Source organism: Sediminibacterium sp. GW821-FHT12F12, from assembly GCF_058806635.1.
The window spans coordinates 1-17386 of sequence record NZ_JBXAPW010000005.1 but is presented as its reverse complement, the minus strand read 5'-3'; the positions used below and the strand labels follow the sequence as shown (position 1 = coordinate 17386).

Genomic DNA, 17386 nt, shown 5'->3' with positions numbered 1-17386 from the left:
TCTTTTAGACAGTTCAATCGCTACACAACTTTTTGTTTCCTTTTTACACCTGATTATGCAGCCTACGATCATCATCATTGCCGGACCCACTGCCGTAGGCAAAACGGCTTTTGCCATAGAACTGGCCAAACATTTTCAAACGGATATTATCTCTGCCGATTCACGACAGTGTTATCGTGAGATGAAGATCGGTGTGGCCCGGCCATCGGAGCAGGAACTGGCTGCGGTAAAACATTATTTTATCGCTTCCCATTCGGTTACTGAAGACCTGAATGCAGGCAGTTTTGAAAAATATGCATTGGCGGCTTCGGATGAGATTTTTCAAAAGAATCCGGTTGCTGTAATGGTAGGAGGAACTGGATTATATATCAAAGCTTTTTGCGAGGGGATCGCCCCCATGCCGGAAGTGCCGGACGCTGTTCGGCAGGATGTGATTAAAGGTTATGAACAAAAGGGACTGATCTGGTTACAGAAAGAGTTGCAGACCAAGGATCCCGCTTTCTGGGAAGTAGCCGAAAAACAGAACCCGCAGCGATTAATGCGTGCGCTGGAGGTATTTAATGCCACAGGCCAATCCATCATCGTTTTCAGAACGGCTAAAAAAGCGGAACGCCCTTTCCGGGTGGTGAAGATCGGCCTTGATCTGCCGAAGGAAATTTTACACCAACGCATTCACCTGCGGGTAGACCAGATGATGGAGCAAGGTTTGTTGAACGAAGTAAAGTCGCTTTTGCCTTACCGACTCCACAATGCACTGCAGACCGTAGGTTACCGAGAACTCTTTGATCACCTGGATGGCAGGTGCAGCCTGGAAGAAGCCGTTACGAATATCAAGACCAATACCCGGCACTATGCCAAACGACAACTGACCTGGTTCAGGAAGGATGCGGCATTTGAATGGCTGTTGCCGGCTGCCGAATCCCTTCCGCTCGTGTACGGAAAAATAAAAGGTTAAAAATCCTGCGCCTTTTGTGTAATAATTCTCCCTGTTTTATTACAAATATTGCTGATTCGTTATCTTTCGCGTATTGCGTTCCAGAAATCTATCAAAAAAGTATTTTATGAGAAAATGGTTATTCGTACTACCGGCAGCGCTGTTAGTCAGCAGTACCCTGCTGGCACAGGCGCCTAAAATTGCGTTTGAAAAGTACACCCTTCCGAATGGATTAACAGTGATTCTGCACCAGGATAAGTCTGCACCTGTGGTAGCGGTATCAGCTTTGTATCATGTAGGGTCTAAAAACGAAGACACGGCCCGCACCGGTTTCGCTCACTTCTTTGAACACCTGATGTTTGAAGGAAGTGCCAATGTGAAACGGGGTGATTTTGATAAATACACTTCCAATGCGGGAGGGTATAACAATGCCAATACTACGCAGGACAGAACCTATTATTTCGAACTCTTTCCCAGTAACCAGGTAGCACTCGGACTCTGGCTCGAAAGTGAGCGCATGTTGCATGCCAAGATCGAAGACATTGGTGTGAACACGCAGAAAGAAGTGGTAAAAGAAGAAAAGCGCCAGCGCATCGATAACCAGCCTTATGGAACTATCATTGGTGAGATCTTTAAGCGGGCGTTTAAAGTACATCCGTATAAGTGGCAGCCCATTGGTTCCCTGGAACACCTGAGCCGGGCCAAACTGGCTGATTTCATTAATTTTTATCAAACATTTTATGTGCCCAATAATTGTGTGTTGAGTATTGCCGGCGATATCGATATCCCGCAGCTGAAACAGCAGATCAATGGTTATTTCGGCTCCATTCCCAAAGGTAAGAAGCCGATTCCCAGACCTACAGTAACCGAACCGGCATTGGGTGGAGAAGTAAGAGATGTGATAGAAGATAATATTCAATTACCAGCCGTGGTACAGGCTTATCACTCGCCCAAACAGGGAAGTGATGAGTATTATGCCTTCAATGTATTGTCTTCCTTGTTATCGGGCGGAAATTCTTCCCGGATGAACAAAGCCATTGTGGACGAAAAACAACTGGCCGTGCAGGCAGGTGCTTTTAACTATGCACTGGAAGATGCAGGATTGTTCATCACATTCGGTATTGCCAATATGAATGTAAAACCGGAAGATCTTGAAAAAGAGATCCAGGTAGTAGTGGATGGTGTGAAGAATGACCTGGTTGGCGAAAGGGAATTTGAAAAAGTGCGCAACAAGATCACCACCGATTTTGTGAATAAAAATGCTTCCATGGCCGGTATTGCAGAATCGCTGGCCGATTACCAGGTGTATTTTGGCGATGCCAACCTGGTGAACACTGAGATCAACCGCTACAACAAAGTTACCCGCGAAGACCTGATGAAAGTAGCGCAGAAATACCTGAACAAAGAAAACAGGGTAACCCTGTATTATGTACCCAAGGGCAGTAAGAAATAAACTGCAATCTATATGAGGATCCTGTTCTCAACCAACTAAACAAAAGACCATGAAAAAAATATTCTTTTCTTTTCTGATAGCCGCACCCGTAGCTTTACTGGCACAGGCGAAAATTGACAGAACCAAAGCCCCCAAACCCGGTCCGGCACCAGTGATCAAGGTGGGAGAGCCCGCTTCTTTTACACTGGCCAACGGACTGCGTGTTTTTGTGGTGCAGAATACCAAATTGCCCCGTGTATCGGCCACCCTCACCATCGACCGGGAAGCCATCGCCGAAGGTGATAAAGCAGGTCTCGTAAGTATGGCCGGACAGTTATTACGGAGAGGAACCACCACCATGAAAAAAGCGGTACTGGATGAGGAGATCGATTTTCTCGGTGCCAATATCAATACCTCCGCTAAAAATGTAAGTGGCGGTTCGCTGAAAAATAATTTTCCGAAAGTATTTGCATTGATGGCAGATATCGCCTTACGTCCCTCGTTCCCGGCAGATGAACTGGAGAAGATCCGCCGCCAGGCTTTATCCGCACTGGCACAGAACAAGGAAGACGCCAACGCGATTGCTTCCAATGTGGTGAGCAGACTGGTGTATGGCAAAACACATCCTTATGGTGAAGTGGAGACAGAAGAAAGTGTGAAAAAAGTGACCGTAGAAGATATCCGTACCTATTACAGTACCTATTGGAAGCCGAATATCGCCTATCTGATTTTTGTGGGAGATATTACCACAGAAGAAGCCAGGAAACTGGCAGAGACCCATCTGGGTAGCTGGCAGAAGGCAGATGTACCTGCCCCTTCGTTTACCACACCAGCACCACCTGCTAAAACCTATATCGCGATCGTAGACAGGCCCAGTTCTGTACAAAGTGTGATCAACCTGGTAACACCGGTTTTGTACAAACCCGGCCAGCCGGATGCGATTGCGGGATCTGTGATGAATACACTGCTTGGCGGTGGTTCTTCCAGCAGGTTGTATAAAAATCTCCGTGAAAAATATGGCTTTACTTATGGTGCTTACTCGCAGTTAACTGCCGACAGACTGGTGGGTAATTTCACGGCCAGTGCTTCTGTTCGTAATGAAAAAACAGACAGTGCCATCGGTCAGTTTTTTGTAGAACTGAACCGTTTGCGCAAGGAAGCGGTAAACGCCGAAGAACTCAATCAAACCAAAAACGAAATGAGCGGCGGATTTGCCCGTTCGCTGGAAAGTCCGGCTACCATTGCCAATTTTGCCCTGAATGTGGCACGCTATGGTTTGCCCAAAGATTATTACCAGAATTACCTCAAGAATTTGTCTGCGGTAGATGCACAAATGGTGCAGTCGGTGGCCACCAAATATGTGTTGCCCGGAAATATGCATATTGTGATTGTAGGAAATGCCAAACAGATCGCTCCCGGACTGGAGAAATACGGGGAGGTGAAATATTTTGATGTGTACGGTAATGAAAAAGCAGCCCCCACTGAAAAGAAAGTGGATGCGGGTGTTACGGCACAGACAGTTTTCAGCAAAGCCATTGAAGCACAGGGTGGGGAAGCTGCCATTGGCAGCCTGAAAGATGTGACCATGACCGGTGCAGCCAGTGTGATGGGGCAAAACCTCGATTTTTCTGCACAGTATGTGCTGCCTTCGGGTTACCTGCAGAACCTGAGTATGGGTGGAATGTCGCTGGCCAAGCAGTTAACCAAAAACGGTACTTATTCTGTGGTGCAGCAGGGCATGGAGCAAACTTTGAAAGAAGAGAATAAAGAGGAGCTGGATGAAGTGGCTTCGTTAATCCCTGAAATATACATGCAGAAAAAAGGTGGATACAGTTATACGGTAAAAGGTATTGAACAGGTGGAAGGAAAGGATGCGTATAACGTAGAAGTCAGATCGCCCAAAGGAAGGGTGTTTAATTTCTATTACGAGCTGGCATCCGGCTTGCGTGTAAAAGAAACCCGTACGCAGGAAACACCTGCCGGAAATGCCACTATCACGATTACCAATACTGAATTCAAGTCTTATAACGGCGTGAAACTCCCTGTAAAAACAACGCTGGATACAGGTCAGTTCAAGATCAATATCGAACTGGCGGATGTAAAAGTGAACCAGGGATTGAAACTGGACGATCTGAAATAGATGAAACCCCTATAAAACAAAAGGGCGGCCATACATAGCCGCCCTTTTGTTTTATAGGGAACGGGATCAGAATTTAAAACCAAAAGTCATCATCACGGTACCTCTTCCGCCTCTTTGTTCTGCAAAAGTGTTGGGCTTATCATTCAGCCGGTAAGCAAACTGGGCATCCTGGGTAAACATATGTGAATAGGTAAGATCAATGAAAATGCCATGATCGCGGTAGCCCAGTCCACCTGTTGCGAGAATACGGTTGGCTTTGATGGCATCATCTGCATAAGGACTGCCATAATAGGCACCACCGAGGCGGAACATAATGGTGTGTAATTTTAATTCGCCACCCACACGCAGATTGATATTGCCTTTGTAGCTGTCTTTAATGCCATCGTTCAGTATATCATAATAATCGCGCAGGGCATTATCAGATTTGTTGGCGGGCGAAAAACGGGCACCACGATAGTTCACATATTCGAGATCGGCACTGATAAAAGCACGCTGTTGCCGGGTATCGCTGATTTCGCGAAAAACATAACTGGCACTCGCGATCGCTCTCCAGGGAGTGGTCATGTTATATTTTCTTTCGCCTGCTCTGCCGCTGTTTAATTCATTGCTGGTGGCAGTACGGATACCTGCATAGGTTTCTGTGTTGGCGGTGATGGAGGAACTGATCTTGTCTGTATAACCCATTAACTGCGGGCTGTGAAAAGCAAAACCAATACGCCAGTGTTCCTGTGGTTTGTAGATAACACCCAGTTTAACACCTATACCAATGCCTTTTGAGCTGAAGGTTTCTTTGTATTCGAATGATTGAAACTGGTTATCTGTTCGGGTAGTAGCATCCGTTTCGCTGTACACCAGTTCGCGGCGGTAATTGATGAGGGGAATGGTAACACTGCCACCCACATACATTTTATCTTCGAGGTTACCGGCCAGGCCCAGTGCAATTTCGTGGTAACCGCCAAAAGTACTGGCATCATACAATTGGTTAACACCGCTTGAAATGGGAACAAGGCTCTGGTAACCGGCTACACTGCCACCGGGTCCGCTGAGTGTATCTACCAGAAAAGTTCTGAAAGCGAGGGAAGAACCGAAAATATAATTGCTCAGTGCTGCATTGGTATCGGCCCTGTCTTTGGTCAGTTCTTCGAGGTATTGTTCGGTGAAGGAACTGAGATTATTAAATCCTTTGAACTGGATCCGGTTATTATAATTAGCCAGTTGATTCACCGAAAGGGCAATGGCGCTGCTGGTCCATTTTTTTTCTCCCCTGGTATTGGAAGAACTGAAGATGAAACCCATGGCACCATAATTGAAATTGTTTTTGTTATTGCTGGTATCCGTGCCTCGGTAATTGAATTTGTTTTTGTTCAACCCAAAACCCGGACTCAAGACAAATTCATTGGTTTTAAACAAACCGATACCCGCAGGATTTACATGGTTGGCGGTGATATCTCCACCCAAAGAACCCATAACACCTCCTGTGGCCATATTACGTGCGGTACCGTTCTGTGTAAACCAGGCGGTGCGTAAAGCATCGTCAGGGTTCTGTGCCATGGCACTGATAGTGGTTATTGAAAATATAAGCAGTAATACTTTTTTCATACAAATGGTTTTGGATATACGATGGTCCCTCAAAACAGGATACACCGTTTTACTGAGTTAACTGAAATAAGATGAGTGAGATCAGCCCCTGCCTCCCCGGCCTGTGCTGGTACTGGTACCGGTGCTATTGAACCCGCCACTGGTACCGCCGGCATTGCTGCTGGGGGTAGACACAGATCTGGTTGGATTGTTACTCGAAGGCGTCGTATTGGAGAAGGTTCTTGCCGGCCTGTCGTAACTGTAGGCATTAGCTGTACCACTACCACTGAATACCCGCTTCAGCAGGCTACCGAAATTGCTGCTGCCGCTGCTGGGTACAAAACCACCCGTTTTGGGATCGCGGTAGCCATAGTTATCGTTGTTATAACTCTTATTGCGGTAGGCCAGAATATTACTGCCGGAAGTATAACCGCCGGGCGTAGTAGGAATGGTATAATAATGAACCACTGTATACACCGGACTACTCCAGCCCCAGCCATAATTGCCGGGATAATAGGCTCCACCATAACCCAAGCGGGGATTCCAGTAAGGGTTCAGTCCACTATAATATTGGTAGTTATAATTACCAAAATCATAGCGGCTATCATACCAGTAATCAAAATTATCGATACTGCTCCAGCGATAACGGTTGGCGATCTTCATACGGAGATAGCGATCATCCATACTGCTTACATATTCCTGGTATTCGGCCTTTTGTTTTTGCTGCACTTTTTCATCCTGCACTATCTCACGGCCTGGTGAAAAATAGACATCGTCGGGTGTCTGGCCAGCTTTAAAAGCAGTGGAGCACCCTGTGAACAGCGTTAAGCTGATAGCTGATAAGAGTAAAACATGTTTCATACTGCAGGATTGAAGGATTAGATAATGTGAAGTTACCTACATTTGCGCAGCGATGAGGCAACTTACAATTATGTGACAAATCCTTTGCCAACTAACAATTGTAAGTGTTTTAATATGTTAAAAGAAAGTTAAATAATATGGGTAAGGAAATTACTTCACGGGCGCAGGATTATTCGCAATGGTATAACGATCTGGTGATCAAGGGAAGTTTGGCAGATTATAGTGCGGTAAGGGGTTGTATGGTCATCAAACCCTATGGCTTTGCCCTATGGGAAAACATGCGTGATGTGCTGGACCGGATGTTCAAAGACACGGGACATCAAAATGCATACTTTCCTCTGTTTGTTCCCAAGAGCCTGTTTGAAGCCGAAGAGAAGAACGCAGAAGGTTTTGCCAAAGAATGTGCCGTAGTTACCCATTACCGACTGAAAGCCGATCCCAATAACAAAGGCAAACTGATGGTGGATCCGGAAGCCAAACTGGAAGAAGAACTGGTGGTTCGTCCAACCAGTGAAGCCATTATCTGGAATACCTATAAAGGGTGGATCCAATCATACCGCGATCTTCCCATCCTCGTTAACCAATGGGCCAATGTGGTTCGCTGGGAGATGCGTACCCGTTTGTTTCTCCGTACGGCCGAATTTCTCTGGCAGGAAGGACATACAGCGCATGCCACTGCTGCGGAAGCGATTGTGGAAACCAAAAAAATGCTGGAAGTATATGCCGATTTTGTAGAAAACTGGATGGCATTACCGGTGATTAAAGGAGTGAAGAGTCCGAACGAACGTTTTGCCGGCGCAGAAGATACCTATTGTATAGAGGCGCTGATGCAGGATGGCAAGGCTTTACAGGCAGGTACTTCTCATTTTCTGGGACAGAACTTTGCGAAAGCTTTTGATGTGAAATTTACCGACAGGGATAATAAACTGGATTATGTATGGGCTACGAGCTGGGGTGTAAGTACCCGCTTGATCGGCGCCCTGGTAATGGCGCATAGTGATGATGATGGTCTGATACTGCCACCGCGTATTGCACCGGTGCAGGTAGTGATCGTTCCCATTTACAAAGGGGATGAGCAGAAAGCGCAGATTGATGAGAAAGTAGGAGAGATCGTGAAAAACCTGAAAGCAATGGGCGTATCTGTGAAATACGATGATTCTGATAATGCCAGACCCGGATGGAAATTTGCCGAGTATGAACTGAAAGGGGTGCCGGTACGTATGGCCATTGGTGCGCGTGATCTGCAGAACAATGTGGTGGAAGTAGCGAGAAGGGATACCAAAGAAAAGAATACAGTTAGCATGGATGGCATTGAGGCTCATGTGAAGAACCTGCTGGATGAGATCCAGATCAGTATGTTCAATAAAGCCAAACAGTTCCGCGATGAGCGTATTACCAAAACTGATAACTGGGATGAGTTTGTACAACTGCTCGATAACAAGGGCGGATTTGTATCAGCACACTGGGATGGCACTGCAGCAACAGAAGACAGGATCAAGGAGCTTTGTAAAGCTACGATCCGTTGTATCCCATTGGATAACCCACAGGAAGAAGGAAAATGTATTTTAACCGGTAATCCTTCTACACAGCGGGTGTTATTTGCCAGAGCCTATTAAACAGAGGAACAGAGGAGCAAGGAACAGATGAACAGAAGAAGGGGAGCATGATTGATCAAATGGTTTCCGATCCTTGTTCATCTGTTCTTCTGTTCATCTGTTCTATATTCCTTGCCCATGAAGCAAAAGCCCTTACCCGATTATATGCAGCCTTACCTGGATGGTAAGGTTTTATTGTTTGATAAACCCCTGCGCTGGACTTCTTTCGATATGGTACGGAAGATCCGGAACATTACACGGGTGATGAAAGTGGGACATGCGGGTACACTGGATCCCCTGGCTACGGGTTTGCTGATCGTTTGTACGGGAAAGTTTACCAAAAAGATCAATGAATACATGGGGATGGAGAAGGAGTATACAGGCACTTTTACACTGGGTGCCGTTACACCTACCTACGATCTGGAAAGTGAACCACAGGATCTCAAAGATTATTCTCACCTCACCGAAGCAGCTATACAGAAAGCTACCGAACAGTTTACCGGAGAAATTATGCAGGTGCCACCTATTCACTCTGCTATTAAACAGGAAGGTAAACCCGTATACCTTGCCGCCAGAAAAGGGGTGGACGTGAAACTGGAGCCACGGCCGGTTACCATTTATTCTTTTACGATAGAAAAGATAGCCATGCCGGTGGTATATTTCCGTGTGGTATGTTCTACCGGAACTTATATCCGCAGCCTCGCCCATGATTTTGGGGCGGCACTGGGGGTTGGTGGTTATATGAGCAGTCTGCGCAGAACAAGGATCGGAGTATTCTCAGTGGAAGATGCGCAATCGATAAACAGTTTTGAGCAGGAGATCAGGCAACTGGCGGCCGCTTCATCAGAAGGGGAGACCAATGCCTAACTGCAGTGCATAGTTGTTTACTTTTAAACCATTGTCCCGGTTTTCAGACCACTGGAATTTATCCATCCAGCCATTGTTGTATTGCCGGGCAGGGTCTTTTACTTTATAGGCGAGATCGAGCCGGATCAGGAAATAAGAAAAATCGATTCGGAGCCCGGTACCCACGCCAATGGCCAGATCTCGCCCAAGGTTTTTCAGCGAAAATTTTGCATCCGGATCAAGCGAGTTGGTTTTGATATTCCAGACATTGCCAATATCTGCGAACAAAGCACTTCCGATTTTTACACCGGCAATACTGGTTAAGGGGAAACGATATTCGATATTAGCTTCGAACTGCAGATCCCCGAATCTGTCACGATAACTGTTGCTGGTGGTATCGGCTTCACTTCTGCGCGAGCTACCGAGTCCGAGCTGCCGCAAACCCCAGGCACGCATGCTGTAGGGACCACCGGCGGAGAACTGTTTAAAGAAAGGCAGGGTCTTATCTCTGGTGGAATCGTTACCATAGTTATATCCCACACCTGCAAAAGCCCGGTAAGCCAGTTCTGTTTTCCGCATTTTCAGAGAAGCACGATATTCTGCTTCTACTTTGATATATCGGTATACCTCATCACGTAAGCTGCTGATCAAACCAAACATGCCACCGGCTTCTTCAATACCGATACGCATATAATGACTTTTATCCGGGTTATTGGCATTTTTAAAATTCCGGATCAGTGACAGACTCTGGCTGATCACCCTTCCTGAGTTGAAAGAAGTTCGCAGAAAAGGGTTATCTACAAAGAGCTTCCGCAATCCATCCAGGGTGTCAATCGCATACAACTCTATATTCAAGGGTTTGTACAACCACATATTATTGCCCTTTTTCCATTCATATCCCCAGCTGGTTACCAGCGAACGCAACTGGTAAAAATCTCTTCTGTCTACATAAGATCCATTCACAGAAAACAGTGTCTTTTTATTATCGAGCCGGTTTAGGGCCCGCCAGTTTTTGAAAGGCACAATCAGTTTCGGAAAAGCATAGGTATGCCCCACATTGATCAGGAAGGTCTGCAGTAAACGGCTTTGGTTACTGGTGAGCAGACTCAGTTCCACTCCCGTCCGCAAAGTGGTTAAGGACTGGATGGCACTTTTCCATACATTTTTATTGTTGTAGGCGAAATTGGTAGAGATTCCCCACAGATTACCCAATCCGATATCTGCTGTATTGCGGCTGCCTTCCAGGTCTACCGTAAAATTCTGTTTGATAGCCGGAACGAGGAAAAAATAAATATCCAGGCTATCTCCACCCCTGATTTCCGGCCTGCCATCTACCTGTTGCCAGGCACCTATTTGTCCGAGTGTATTGATCGTTTTGAAATAGTTATTCTCATTGTATAAACTACCTCTGCGCAGATAAGTGTGTTCACGCAATGGCCGGTAGTTGAACAACCCTTTTTTGTAACGCATGGTTATGCCTCTGCGGGTGGTATCGAGAAAGTCTGTTTTTTTCAACAGGCTGTCGGGGATATCGGTCATTTTGGTTTCCGGGTAATAATACATCTGGCCGATATAATATTGTTTTAGACGGGCAGAGTCGGTAGTTGGTCTTTTAAAGATGGTGAAATCCCAGGTGGGATTCTCCCTTCTGTCTTTGGCCGCGTCTGCAATGATCTGGGCCTGCTTAAAGGGATCGAGTGTTAGTTGTAATAAACGGGGATCGGTTGTATCGGCCTCTGCATAAATATCATCCCGTGTAAAGCGGTAATAACCATTCTGCCGGTAAACACTCACCAATCTGTCAAGTTCTGCACTGATCAGATTTTTGGTAAATGGTTCGCCTTTTTTCAGCAGGGTACTGGCTTCTACCTCTTTGGTTAGTTTTTGCAGGGTGGTATCTCCCAGCTGAAAAGATACAGAATCGATCTTGATGTTTTTACCCGCTTCAATGGCCATACTTACTTTGGCGCGGATCTGGTCTTTCACGGTATCGATCCTGATTGAATCGGCAAACGTAGCATAGTAATACCCCTGCGAATTCAGGTAGGCATTCATCAGCGAAACGGAGCGGTTAATATTGGCAGAGTCGAATACCGGTGGATTTTTGATTTTGTAAAAAATCCCGAACTGCTGAATCTTTGGTACTTTCAGGCTGTCATCCCAGTAATTTACCAGTTCTTCTGACAGACGTTTTTTCTCATCTTTGGAAATATTTCCTGTGAGGTCGACCTTGTTTTCGTAAACAAAGGCTTTGTTTGCCGGATAATTTCTGACACTGGTAAAATTCAATACCGAACAGGAACTGAAGAGTGCCAGCAGGGTGAAAAAGAGAAAAGAACGAAAAGGTAATTTATGAAAGGTCAAACCCATACAGAATGTTAAGCAAGAATGAGCTCAAATATATCCAATCTTTGTGCCAGAAAAAACAAAGGCAGGAAGAACGGCTGTTTCTGGTAGAAGGTGCCAAACTGGTGGAAGAACTGCTGCAAACCGGCCTAAATGTCCGGAAGATATATGCTTTACCCGTTTGGGGAGAAAAACACAGCCACCTGCCTCAACTAACAGTGATCACCGAAGAGGAGCTGAAAAAGATCAGTAATCTGCAGACCCCCAACCAGGTATTGGCCTTGGTAGAACAGCCCGGCCCTGCTGCAGAACCCGTGCTGGCCAAACAATTAACCCTTGTGCTCGATACTATTCAGGACCCCGGTAACCTGGGCACCATTATCCGGATCGCAGACTGGTTCGGCATTTACCAGTTGGTGGCCAGTATGGATACGGTAGAGCTGTACAATCCCAAAGTGATCCAGAGCACTATGGGAAGTTATGCAAGAGTGAAAGTCTGCTACAGGCCGCTGGCTGATTTTCTATCTGCAGCTACTGTACCGGTATATGGTGCATTACTGAACGGGCAGAATATGTACGAGGTTGCGCCGCTGAAAGAGGGTATCCTGTTGATCGGGAATGAATCAAAGGGAATTCAGGCTGATCTGCTGACCTTTGTTTCTCATCCCATCACCATCCCGCGCATCGGAGGGGCCGAATCGCTGAATGCGGCAGTAGCAGCGGGCATCATTATATCGCATCTTACCCGGCCGGCATTGTAACTGAACTGTTTTATCTGAACTGTATCGCTTTAACCGGCTCAATTTTTTTGATCAGCCAGGTGGGGATGATGAGTGCGAGATAACAAACCACGGCAGTGGCGGCACAAACCAGTAAAAGTTGCCACCAGATAATATACACAGGGGCAACAGCAACATAATAGGAAGCTTCATCCAACCGGATAAAACCTGTGACTTGTTGTAAGAGACAGATGCCGGTTCCGAGGATAAAACCTGTGCCAATACCCGTGAAAGTGATAACGGTGGCATGGTAGAGGAATAACTTTCGGATCAGCCCGTCTGCGGCACCCAATGCTTTTAAAATGCCCACCATCCGGGTTCTCTCCAGTATCAGTATCAGCAGGCAGGTGATCAGGTTGATGATGGCCACTACCGACATGACAATAAAAATCACATTCCTGTTCATATCCTGTATACTGAGCCAGTCGAAGATATTGGGATACACTTCCCGGATACTGCGGCTCATCCAGGTAGCAGGTAACGCATCAGATAAACGGTTGCTTACGCTGTCAATGGACCGGTAATCCTTCAGAAAAATCTCATACCCACCGGTCTGGTTCGGCGCCCAATCATTTACCCGGCGGATCAGGTCCAGATCGCCCAGTACAAAAAGCTTGTCGTATTCCTCTATGCCTGTTTTGTAAATGCCTACTACGGTCAGCTTACGATAGGTACGGGAACCATCAATACCTGAGATAAAGTAGACGGTGATGGTATCAGCGAGTTCAATTTTCAGTTGGGCAGCCAGCTGGCTGGATAAGAGGATCTCTTTGCTGTAAGAGGAATCATTAAAACGGATCCAGCGGCCCTGCCTGAGAAAAGGGTAGAGGCGGCTGCTGTCGTAACTTCTCTCAATTCCTTTCAGTAATACGCCTTCAATCTCTTTGTTTTTTTCGAGTACCGCCGATTTGGTGGCAAAACCCTGTAATTGCTGTACACCCGGATCTTTTTTGATCAGCGCTTCAATGGCACTGTCTTTTTCTATGGCCGTTTCTTCTGCCACCAGCGATTTGTTGGGCTCATATTTCTGTACGCGAACATGTCCCCAGAAACTGAACACTTTCTCCGATACAGTTTGCTGAAAGCCGTTCACAAAAGACAAGGTGATGATCATGGCCATCACACTCAGGGCGGTTGCCGTAATGGACAGACGGATAATAAACCGCGAAAAAGTTTTCTGTCGGTTAAAAGCGATCCTTTTGGCGATATAAAAAGCCAGGTTCAACGGCACGATTTTGGTTCATTCAAAACTACACTGCTACCGGCAATACCCCAAAAGCATTTGGTTACAGAAATGTTGTATGTTTAAATCAGAATTCTTTGTATGTGGAATAGCTTTCTTCTATTATTAATGCTAACCGGCTTTTTGCCTGTGGTTGCGCAGCGAAAGCCGGATCGTGTATATATGCCTGATATCCGGACACCCAAACTGTTTCAGCAGAACAACCAGCAGAGCCTGCCGTTGATCTCGCTGAATTCGGCCGACCAGCTGGAACTGCATTTTGATGATATGAGCGGGTATCCCAAAAACTATTACTATACGTTTGTGTTGTGTAATGCCGACTGGACGCCGGCCGACCTGAGTGCTTTTGATTATATCAAAGGGTTTCCGCAGAACCGGCTCAGTCAGTACCGGGTTTCTACTATTGCAGAAACCCGTTATGTGCATTACCAGGCTTTGTTGCCCGACAGAAACTGTATTCCCACCAAAAGCGGTAATTATCTGCTGAAAGTGTACCTGGATGCGGATACGTCCAAACTGGCTTTTACGAAAAGGATGCTGGTAGTAGACAGCCGGGCCAGTGTAGGGGCGCAGGTGCAGCAGCCATTCGATAACGAAATTCTACGTACACACCAGAAAATACAGCTGGCGGTGAATACGCAGCAACTGAATATTCTTAGTCCGCAGCAGACCAAAATCGTGATCCTGCAGAACAATCGCTGGGATGATGCGATCCGGAATATACAGCCCACTTTTATCAGGGGAAAGATGATGGAGTATAACGCTGAACAGGATTGTATTTTCCCCGCAGGAAAAGAATATCGTTGGGCCGATCTGCAGAGTTTTCGGTTTCTCAGCGACAGGATGGATAAAGTAGATAAAAGCAAAACACCCAACGAAGTGTTTATCAAACCCGACGTAGAAAGAAATAATCTTCGCTACCTGTTTTTCAGGGATAGGAACGGCTGGGATGAGATCAATACCACTGAGTCGTTAAATCCCTGGTGGCAATCTGAGTATGCCAATGTGCATTTTACGTTTGCGCCTGCCAATAACCAGCCATTTGCAGGTAAGTCTGTGTATATTCTGGGCGAGTTTACGGGAAACCAGATAGGAGATACCTCCCGCATGCAGTATGATGCGGCAAATGGTGTATATACCAAAACCCTTTTACTGAAACAGGGTTATTACAGTTATACCTATGTAACCAAAGACAATAAACGGCCGGAAGAAAAAGCGGATCCGGCTTTAACAGAGGGTAATTACTGGGAAACGGAGAATGAGTATACGGTTCTTTTTTACTACCGCTCTTTCAGCAGCAGGCATGATGAACTGGTAGGGATTACCACCGTTAATTCCAGAACGGGAAGGCCTGGGTTTTAATGTTGCCGGAATCCTGGAAAAAGGCTAGCTGTTTCCGTTGAGAATGAAAGAACCCCTTGTTTTAATTTCCGGGAAATCAGAATCTCTAAAAAAATCGCCGGATTTACCTGCCAACCCTTATTTTTGCGCCGGCAGGTCTCACACGACCAGCTCCTGCTGAACTTCCCCAGGGCAGGAATGCAGCAAGGATAAGCGGTTGTAGCGGTGCGATGTGAGTAGCCTGCCACTTTTTTTCTATTCGCGGACGGCGAATTAACGGAAGGCAAAAAATCCGTTAATCCGCCATCCGTTAATCCGAAATGAATCTATGAAATTTTTTATCGACACGGGCAATCTCGCCCAGATCAAAGAAGCCAATGATTTAGGAATCCTGGATGGTGTTACCACCAATCCCAGCCTGATGGCCAAAGAAGGTATAAAAGGTGAAGAAGCCATTGCACAGCATTACAAAGCCATTTGCGAACTGGTGGATGGGGATATCAGTGCCGAAGTATTATCTACTGATTTTGCCGGTATGGTAGAAGAAGGTAAAAAACTCGCCGCCATTCACCCCAATATCGTGGTAAAAGTGCCGATGATCAAAGACGGTATCAAAGCCATCAAATGGTTTACCGATAATGGGATCCGTACTAACTGTACGCTGATTTTCTCTGCCGGACAAGCTATCCTGGCTGCTAAAGCTGGAGCTTCCTATGTGTCTCCTTTTATTGGCCGTATCGATGATAGTGGTTGGGATGGTATGGAGCTGATTGGTCAGATCCGTCATATTTTTGATATACAGGGTTACAAAACCGAAATTCTGGCTGCTTCTATCCGCAATGCACTACATATTATCAAAGCTGCAGAACTGGGTGCTGATGTTTGTACCTGTCCGTTAAGCTCTATTCTGGGATTATTGAAACATCCGTTAACTGATATCGGGTTGGCCCAGTTTCTGGAAGACGCAAAAAAAATGTAATCACCTTCGTACATAATATAAAAAGTAAGCCTCTCATTTCGGGAGGCTTTACTTTTATAGTTCAATTACTTTTCTTTCCTGGCTACTCTCTCTTGCGGCTTCAATGATCTGCATCACCTGTATGCCATCCATGGCAGATACCTGCACCGGTTTGCCTTCTCGAATGGATTGATGGATGCTGTCGTAGTAACCATAATAATTACCCTGTAGCGTTGGGATCCGCTCGCGGATCACCTGACCGTCTTTTTCTGTATGCAGTAAACCCTGCTCCGATATGGGCTCCGTTCCCCAATCAGTGAGGTTGGGCTTTTCGTTGGCAAGTAATTTCACTTCCTGTACATCTGCTCTTGATTTGTGGAAAGATCCTTTGCGCCCATGGATCACATAGGAAGGGAAGGGTTCCCGCACCTGGTAACCCGATTTCAACCGAACGCGCAGCATAGGGTAGTAGAGCAGGATCTCAAAATAATCATCCACTTTTGAACCTGGGCGGGTAATGCGGATATCCGCGAAAACTGCCTGCGGTTTGCCGAATAAATGCAAAGCCTGGTCTATCAGGTGTGGTCCCAGGTCGTTTAAGATTCCCGCACCTGGGGCAGGGGTTTCTTTGTGCGCTTTGGGACTGAGTTCATCTTTAAACCGGTCAAAATGAAATTCTGCTTCCATGATCTCGCCCAGCCAGCCATCTTCCACGATCTTCTTAACTGTTTTGAAATCACTGTCCCATCGACGGTTCTGGAACACAGACAATAAAAGGTTTTTTTCATCAGCCAGTGTTTTCAGCGTTACCGCTTCTGCCACTGTTGTAGTGAATGCTTTTTCCACTACTGCATGTTTTCCTGCTTCCAGTACTTTTTTAGCAAAATCGAAATGCGTACCGGTAGGGGTATTAACGACTACCAGTTCGATGGAATCATCTGCTAAAATCTCTTCCAGTGAACGATAGATGCTAATTCCGGGATAAAACGCTAAAGAATCGGTTTTGGATCTTTCCCAGATGCCCACCAGTTCAAAACCGGAATGAAGGTGAATAAAGGGGGCGTGAAATATTTTTCCCGACATACCGAAAGAGAGGATCGCTGTTTTGATGGGAGACATGGATAATGAGTGGGTGAGTGAATGAGTGAATGAGTGAATGAGTGAATGAGTGAATGTTTTGATTTGTGTGTCGTCCTAAAAATCCGATACGGTTATAAAGAATAAAAATAGGTAATTAAACGGTAGTGGGTATTTTCCTGCTACCGTTTTTGCTTTTATAGGTTTTAATGCTGATTTTGGATTGGAGATGCATTTGGCTGGGCGTTAGATATGA

13 protein-coding genes and 1 other RNA gene are annotated in these 17386 nt (G+C 46.0%); 9 read left to right on the top strand and 5 right to left on the bottom strand.

The features are described 5' to 3' along the window. Window positions 1–55 precede the first annotated feature (55 nt). From miaA to AC1RNB_RS08995, 3 genes are all read left to right on the top strand, one after another. Window positions 56–955 (top strand): tRNA (adenosine(37)-N6)-dimethylallyltransferase MiaA, encoded by a 900-nt coding sequence (gene miaA, locus AC1RNB_RS09005; RefSeq protein ID WP_493082343.1) that lies wholly within the window; start codon window positions 56–58, stop codon window positions 953–955. A gap of 106 nt (window positions 956–1061) precedes the next feature. Then, window positions 1062–2387 carry a M16 family metallopeptidase gene (locus AC1RNB_RS09000; protein WP_493082342.1) on the top strand — a complete coding sequence of 442 codons (1326 nt, stop codon included), beginning with the start codon at window positions 1062–1064 and terminating at the stop codon, window positions 2385–2387. A gap of 49 nt (window positions 2388–2436) precedes the next feature. Then, on the top strand, window positions 2437–4506 hold the full coding sequence (locus AC1RNB_RS08995; RefSeq protein WP_493082341.1) for a M16 family metallopeptidase: 2070 nt from the start codon (window positions 2437–2439) through the stop codon (window positions 4504–4506). A 66-nt stretch (window positions 4507–4572) separates the two neighbouring features. Here the strand turns inward: AC1RNB_RS08995 and AC1RNB_RS08990 are convergent, their stop codons facing one another. Then, window positions 4573–6105, bottom strand: coding sequence for an OmpP1/FadL family transporter (locus AC1RNB_RS08990; RefSeq protein WP_493082340.1), 1533 nt, complete (start codon window positions 6103–6105; stop codon window positions 4573–4575). Between the two features lie 81 nt (window positions 6106–6186). After that, the gene (locus AC1RNB_RS08985; RefSeq protein ID WP_493082339.1) at window positions 6187–6945 is read right to left on the bottom strand and encodes a hypothetical protein; all 759 of its coding nucleotides are present in this window, start codon (window positions 6943–6945) and stop codon (window positions 6187–6189) included. A 137-nt stretch (window positions 6946–7082) separates the two neighbouring features. Here AC1RNB_RS08985 and proS point away from each other — a divergent pair, with 137 nt between their 5' ends. Both proS and truB read left to right on the top strand, forming a co-directional pair. After that, window positions 7083–8561, top strand: coding sequence for a proline--tRNA ligase (proS, locus tag AC1RNB_RS08980; protein ID WP_493082338.1), 1479 nt, complete (start codon window positions 7083–7085; stop codon window positions 8559–8561). Between the two features lie 117 nt (window positions 8562–8678). Continuing rightward, window positions 8679–9407, top strand: a complete 729-nt coding sequence (gene truB, locus AC1RNB_RS08975) for a tRNA pseudouridine(55) synthase TruB (RefSeq protein ID WP_493082337.1) — start codon at window positions 8679–8681, stop codon at window positions 9405–9407. Here truB and tamL read toward each other — a convergent pair. Next, complete coding sequence (gene tamL, locus AC1RNB_RS08970; RefSeq protein WP_493082336.1) at window positions 9384–11756, bottom strand: translocation and assembly module lipoprotein TamL; 2373 nt, start codon at window positions 11754–11756, stop codon at window positions 9384–9386. The genes truB and tamL overlap by 24 nt on opposite strands. 5 nt (window positions 11757–11761) lie before the next feature. Here tamL and AC1RNB_RS08965 point away from each other — a divergent pair, with 5 nt between their 5' ends. Continuing rightward, window positions 11762–12493, top strand: a complete 732-nt coding sequence (locus AC1RNB_RS08965; RefSeq protein ID WP_493082335.1) for an RNA methyltransferase — start codon at window positions 11762–11764, stop codon at window positions 12491–12493. A gap of 10 nt (window positions 12494–12503) precedes the next feature. On the opposite strand, the gene AC1RNB_RS08960 is transcribed toward AC1RNB_RS08965, so the two are convergent. Beyond that, window positions 12504–13742 carry an ABC transporter permease gene (locus AC1RNB_RS08960; RefSeq protein WP_493082334.1) on the bottom strand — a complete coding sequence of 413 codons (1239 nt, stop codon included), beginning with the start codon at window positions 13740–13742 and terminating at the stop codon, window positions 12504–12506. 174 nt (window positions 13743–13916) lie between these two features. Between AC1RNB_RS08960 and AC1RNB_RS08955 the strand changes: the two genes are divergently transcribed. The 3 genes from AC1RNB_RS08955 (at window position 13917) to fsa (ending at window position 16074) form a co-directional block, all read left to right on the top strand. Next, a complete protein-coding gene (locus AC1RNB_RS08955; protein WP_493082333.1) occupies window positions 13917–15116 on the top strand; it encodes a type IX secretion system plug protein in 1200 nt (399 codons plus the stop codon). Window positions 15117–15245: 129 nt separating this feature from the next. Further along, an RNA gene (gene ffs / locus AC1RNB_RS08950) (signal recognition particle sRNA small type) lies at window positions 15246–15345 on the top strand. A gap of 78 nt (window positions 15346–15423) precedes the next feature. Beyond that, window positions 15424–16074: a fructose-6-phosphate aldolase gene (fsa, locus tag AC1RNB_RS08945; RefSeq protein WP_493082332.1), complete on the top strand. Its 651-nt coding sequence runs from the start codon at window positions 15424–15426 to the stop codon at window positions 16072–16074. Window positions 16075–16128: 54 nt separating this feature from the next. On the opposite strand, the gene AC1RNB_RS08940 is transcribed toward fsa, so the two are convergent. Next, a complete protein-coding gene (locus tag AC1RNB_RS08940) occupies window positions 16129–17172 on the bottom strand; it encodes a Gfo/Idh/MocA family oxidoreductase (RefSeq protein WP_493082331.1) in 1044 nt (347 codons plus the stop codon). Window positions 17173–17386 lie beyond the last annotated feature (214 nt).

Excerpts from the sequence above, each read along its gene's own strand:
- miaA (WP_493082343.1), top strand. The coding sequence starts at position 56 with ATGCAGCCTACGATCATCATCATTGCCGGACCCACTGCCGTAGGCAAA.
- AC1RNB_RS09000 (WP_493082342.1), top strand. The coding sequence starts at position 1,062 with ATGAGAAAATGGTTATTCGTACTACCGGCAGCGCTGTTAGTCAGCAGT.
- AC1RNB_RS08995 (WP_493082341.1), top strand. The coding sequence starts at position 2,437 with ATGAAAAAAATATTCTTTTCTTTTCTGATAGCCGCACCCGTAGCTTTA.
- AC1RNB_RS08990 (WP_493082340.1), bottom strand. The coding sequence starts at position 6,105 with ATGAAAAAAGTATTACTGCTTATATTTTCAATAACCACTATCAGTGCC.
- AC1RNB_RS08985 (WP_493082339.1), bottom strand. The coding sequence starts at position 6,945 with ATGAAACATGTTTTACTCTTATCAGCTATCAGCTTAACGCTGTTCACA.
- proS (WP_493082338.1), top strand. The coding sequence starts at position 7,083 with ATGGGTAAGGAAATTACTTCACGGGCGCAGGATTATTCGCAATGGTAT.
- truB (WP_493082337.1), top strand. The coding sequence starts at position 8,679 with ATGAAGCAAAAGCCCTTACCCGATTATATGCAGCCTTACCTGGATGGT.
- tamL (WP_493082336.1), bottom strand. The coding sequence starts at position 11,756 with ATGGGTTTGACCTTTCATAAATTACCTTTTCGTTCTTTTCTCTTTTTC.
- AC1RNB_RS08965 (WP_493082335.1), top strand. The coding sequence starts at position 11,762 with ATGTTAAGCAAGAATGAGCTCAAATATATCCAATCTTTGTGCCAGAAA.
- AC1RNB_RS08955 (WP_493082333.1), top strand. The coding sequence starts at position 13,917 with ATGCCTGATATCCGGACACCCAAACTGTTTCAGCAGAACAACCAGCAG.
- fsa (WP_493082332.1), top strand. The coding sequence starts at position 15,424 with ATGAAATTTTTTATCGACACGGGCAATCTCGCCCAGATCAAAGAAGCC.
- AC1RNB_RS08940 (WP_493082331.1), bottom strand. The coding sequence starts at position 17,172 with ATGTCTCCCATCAAAACAGCGATCCTCTCTTTCGGTATGTCGGGAAAA.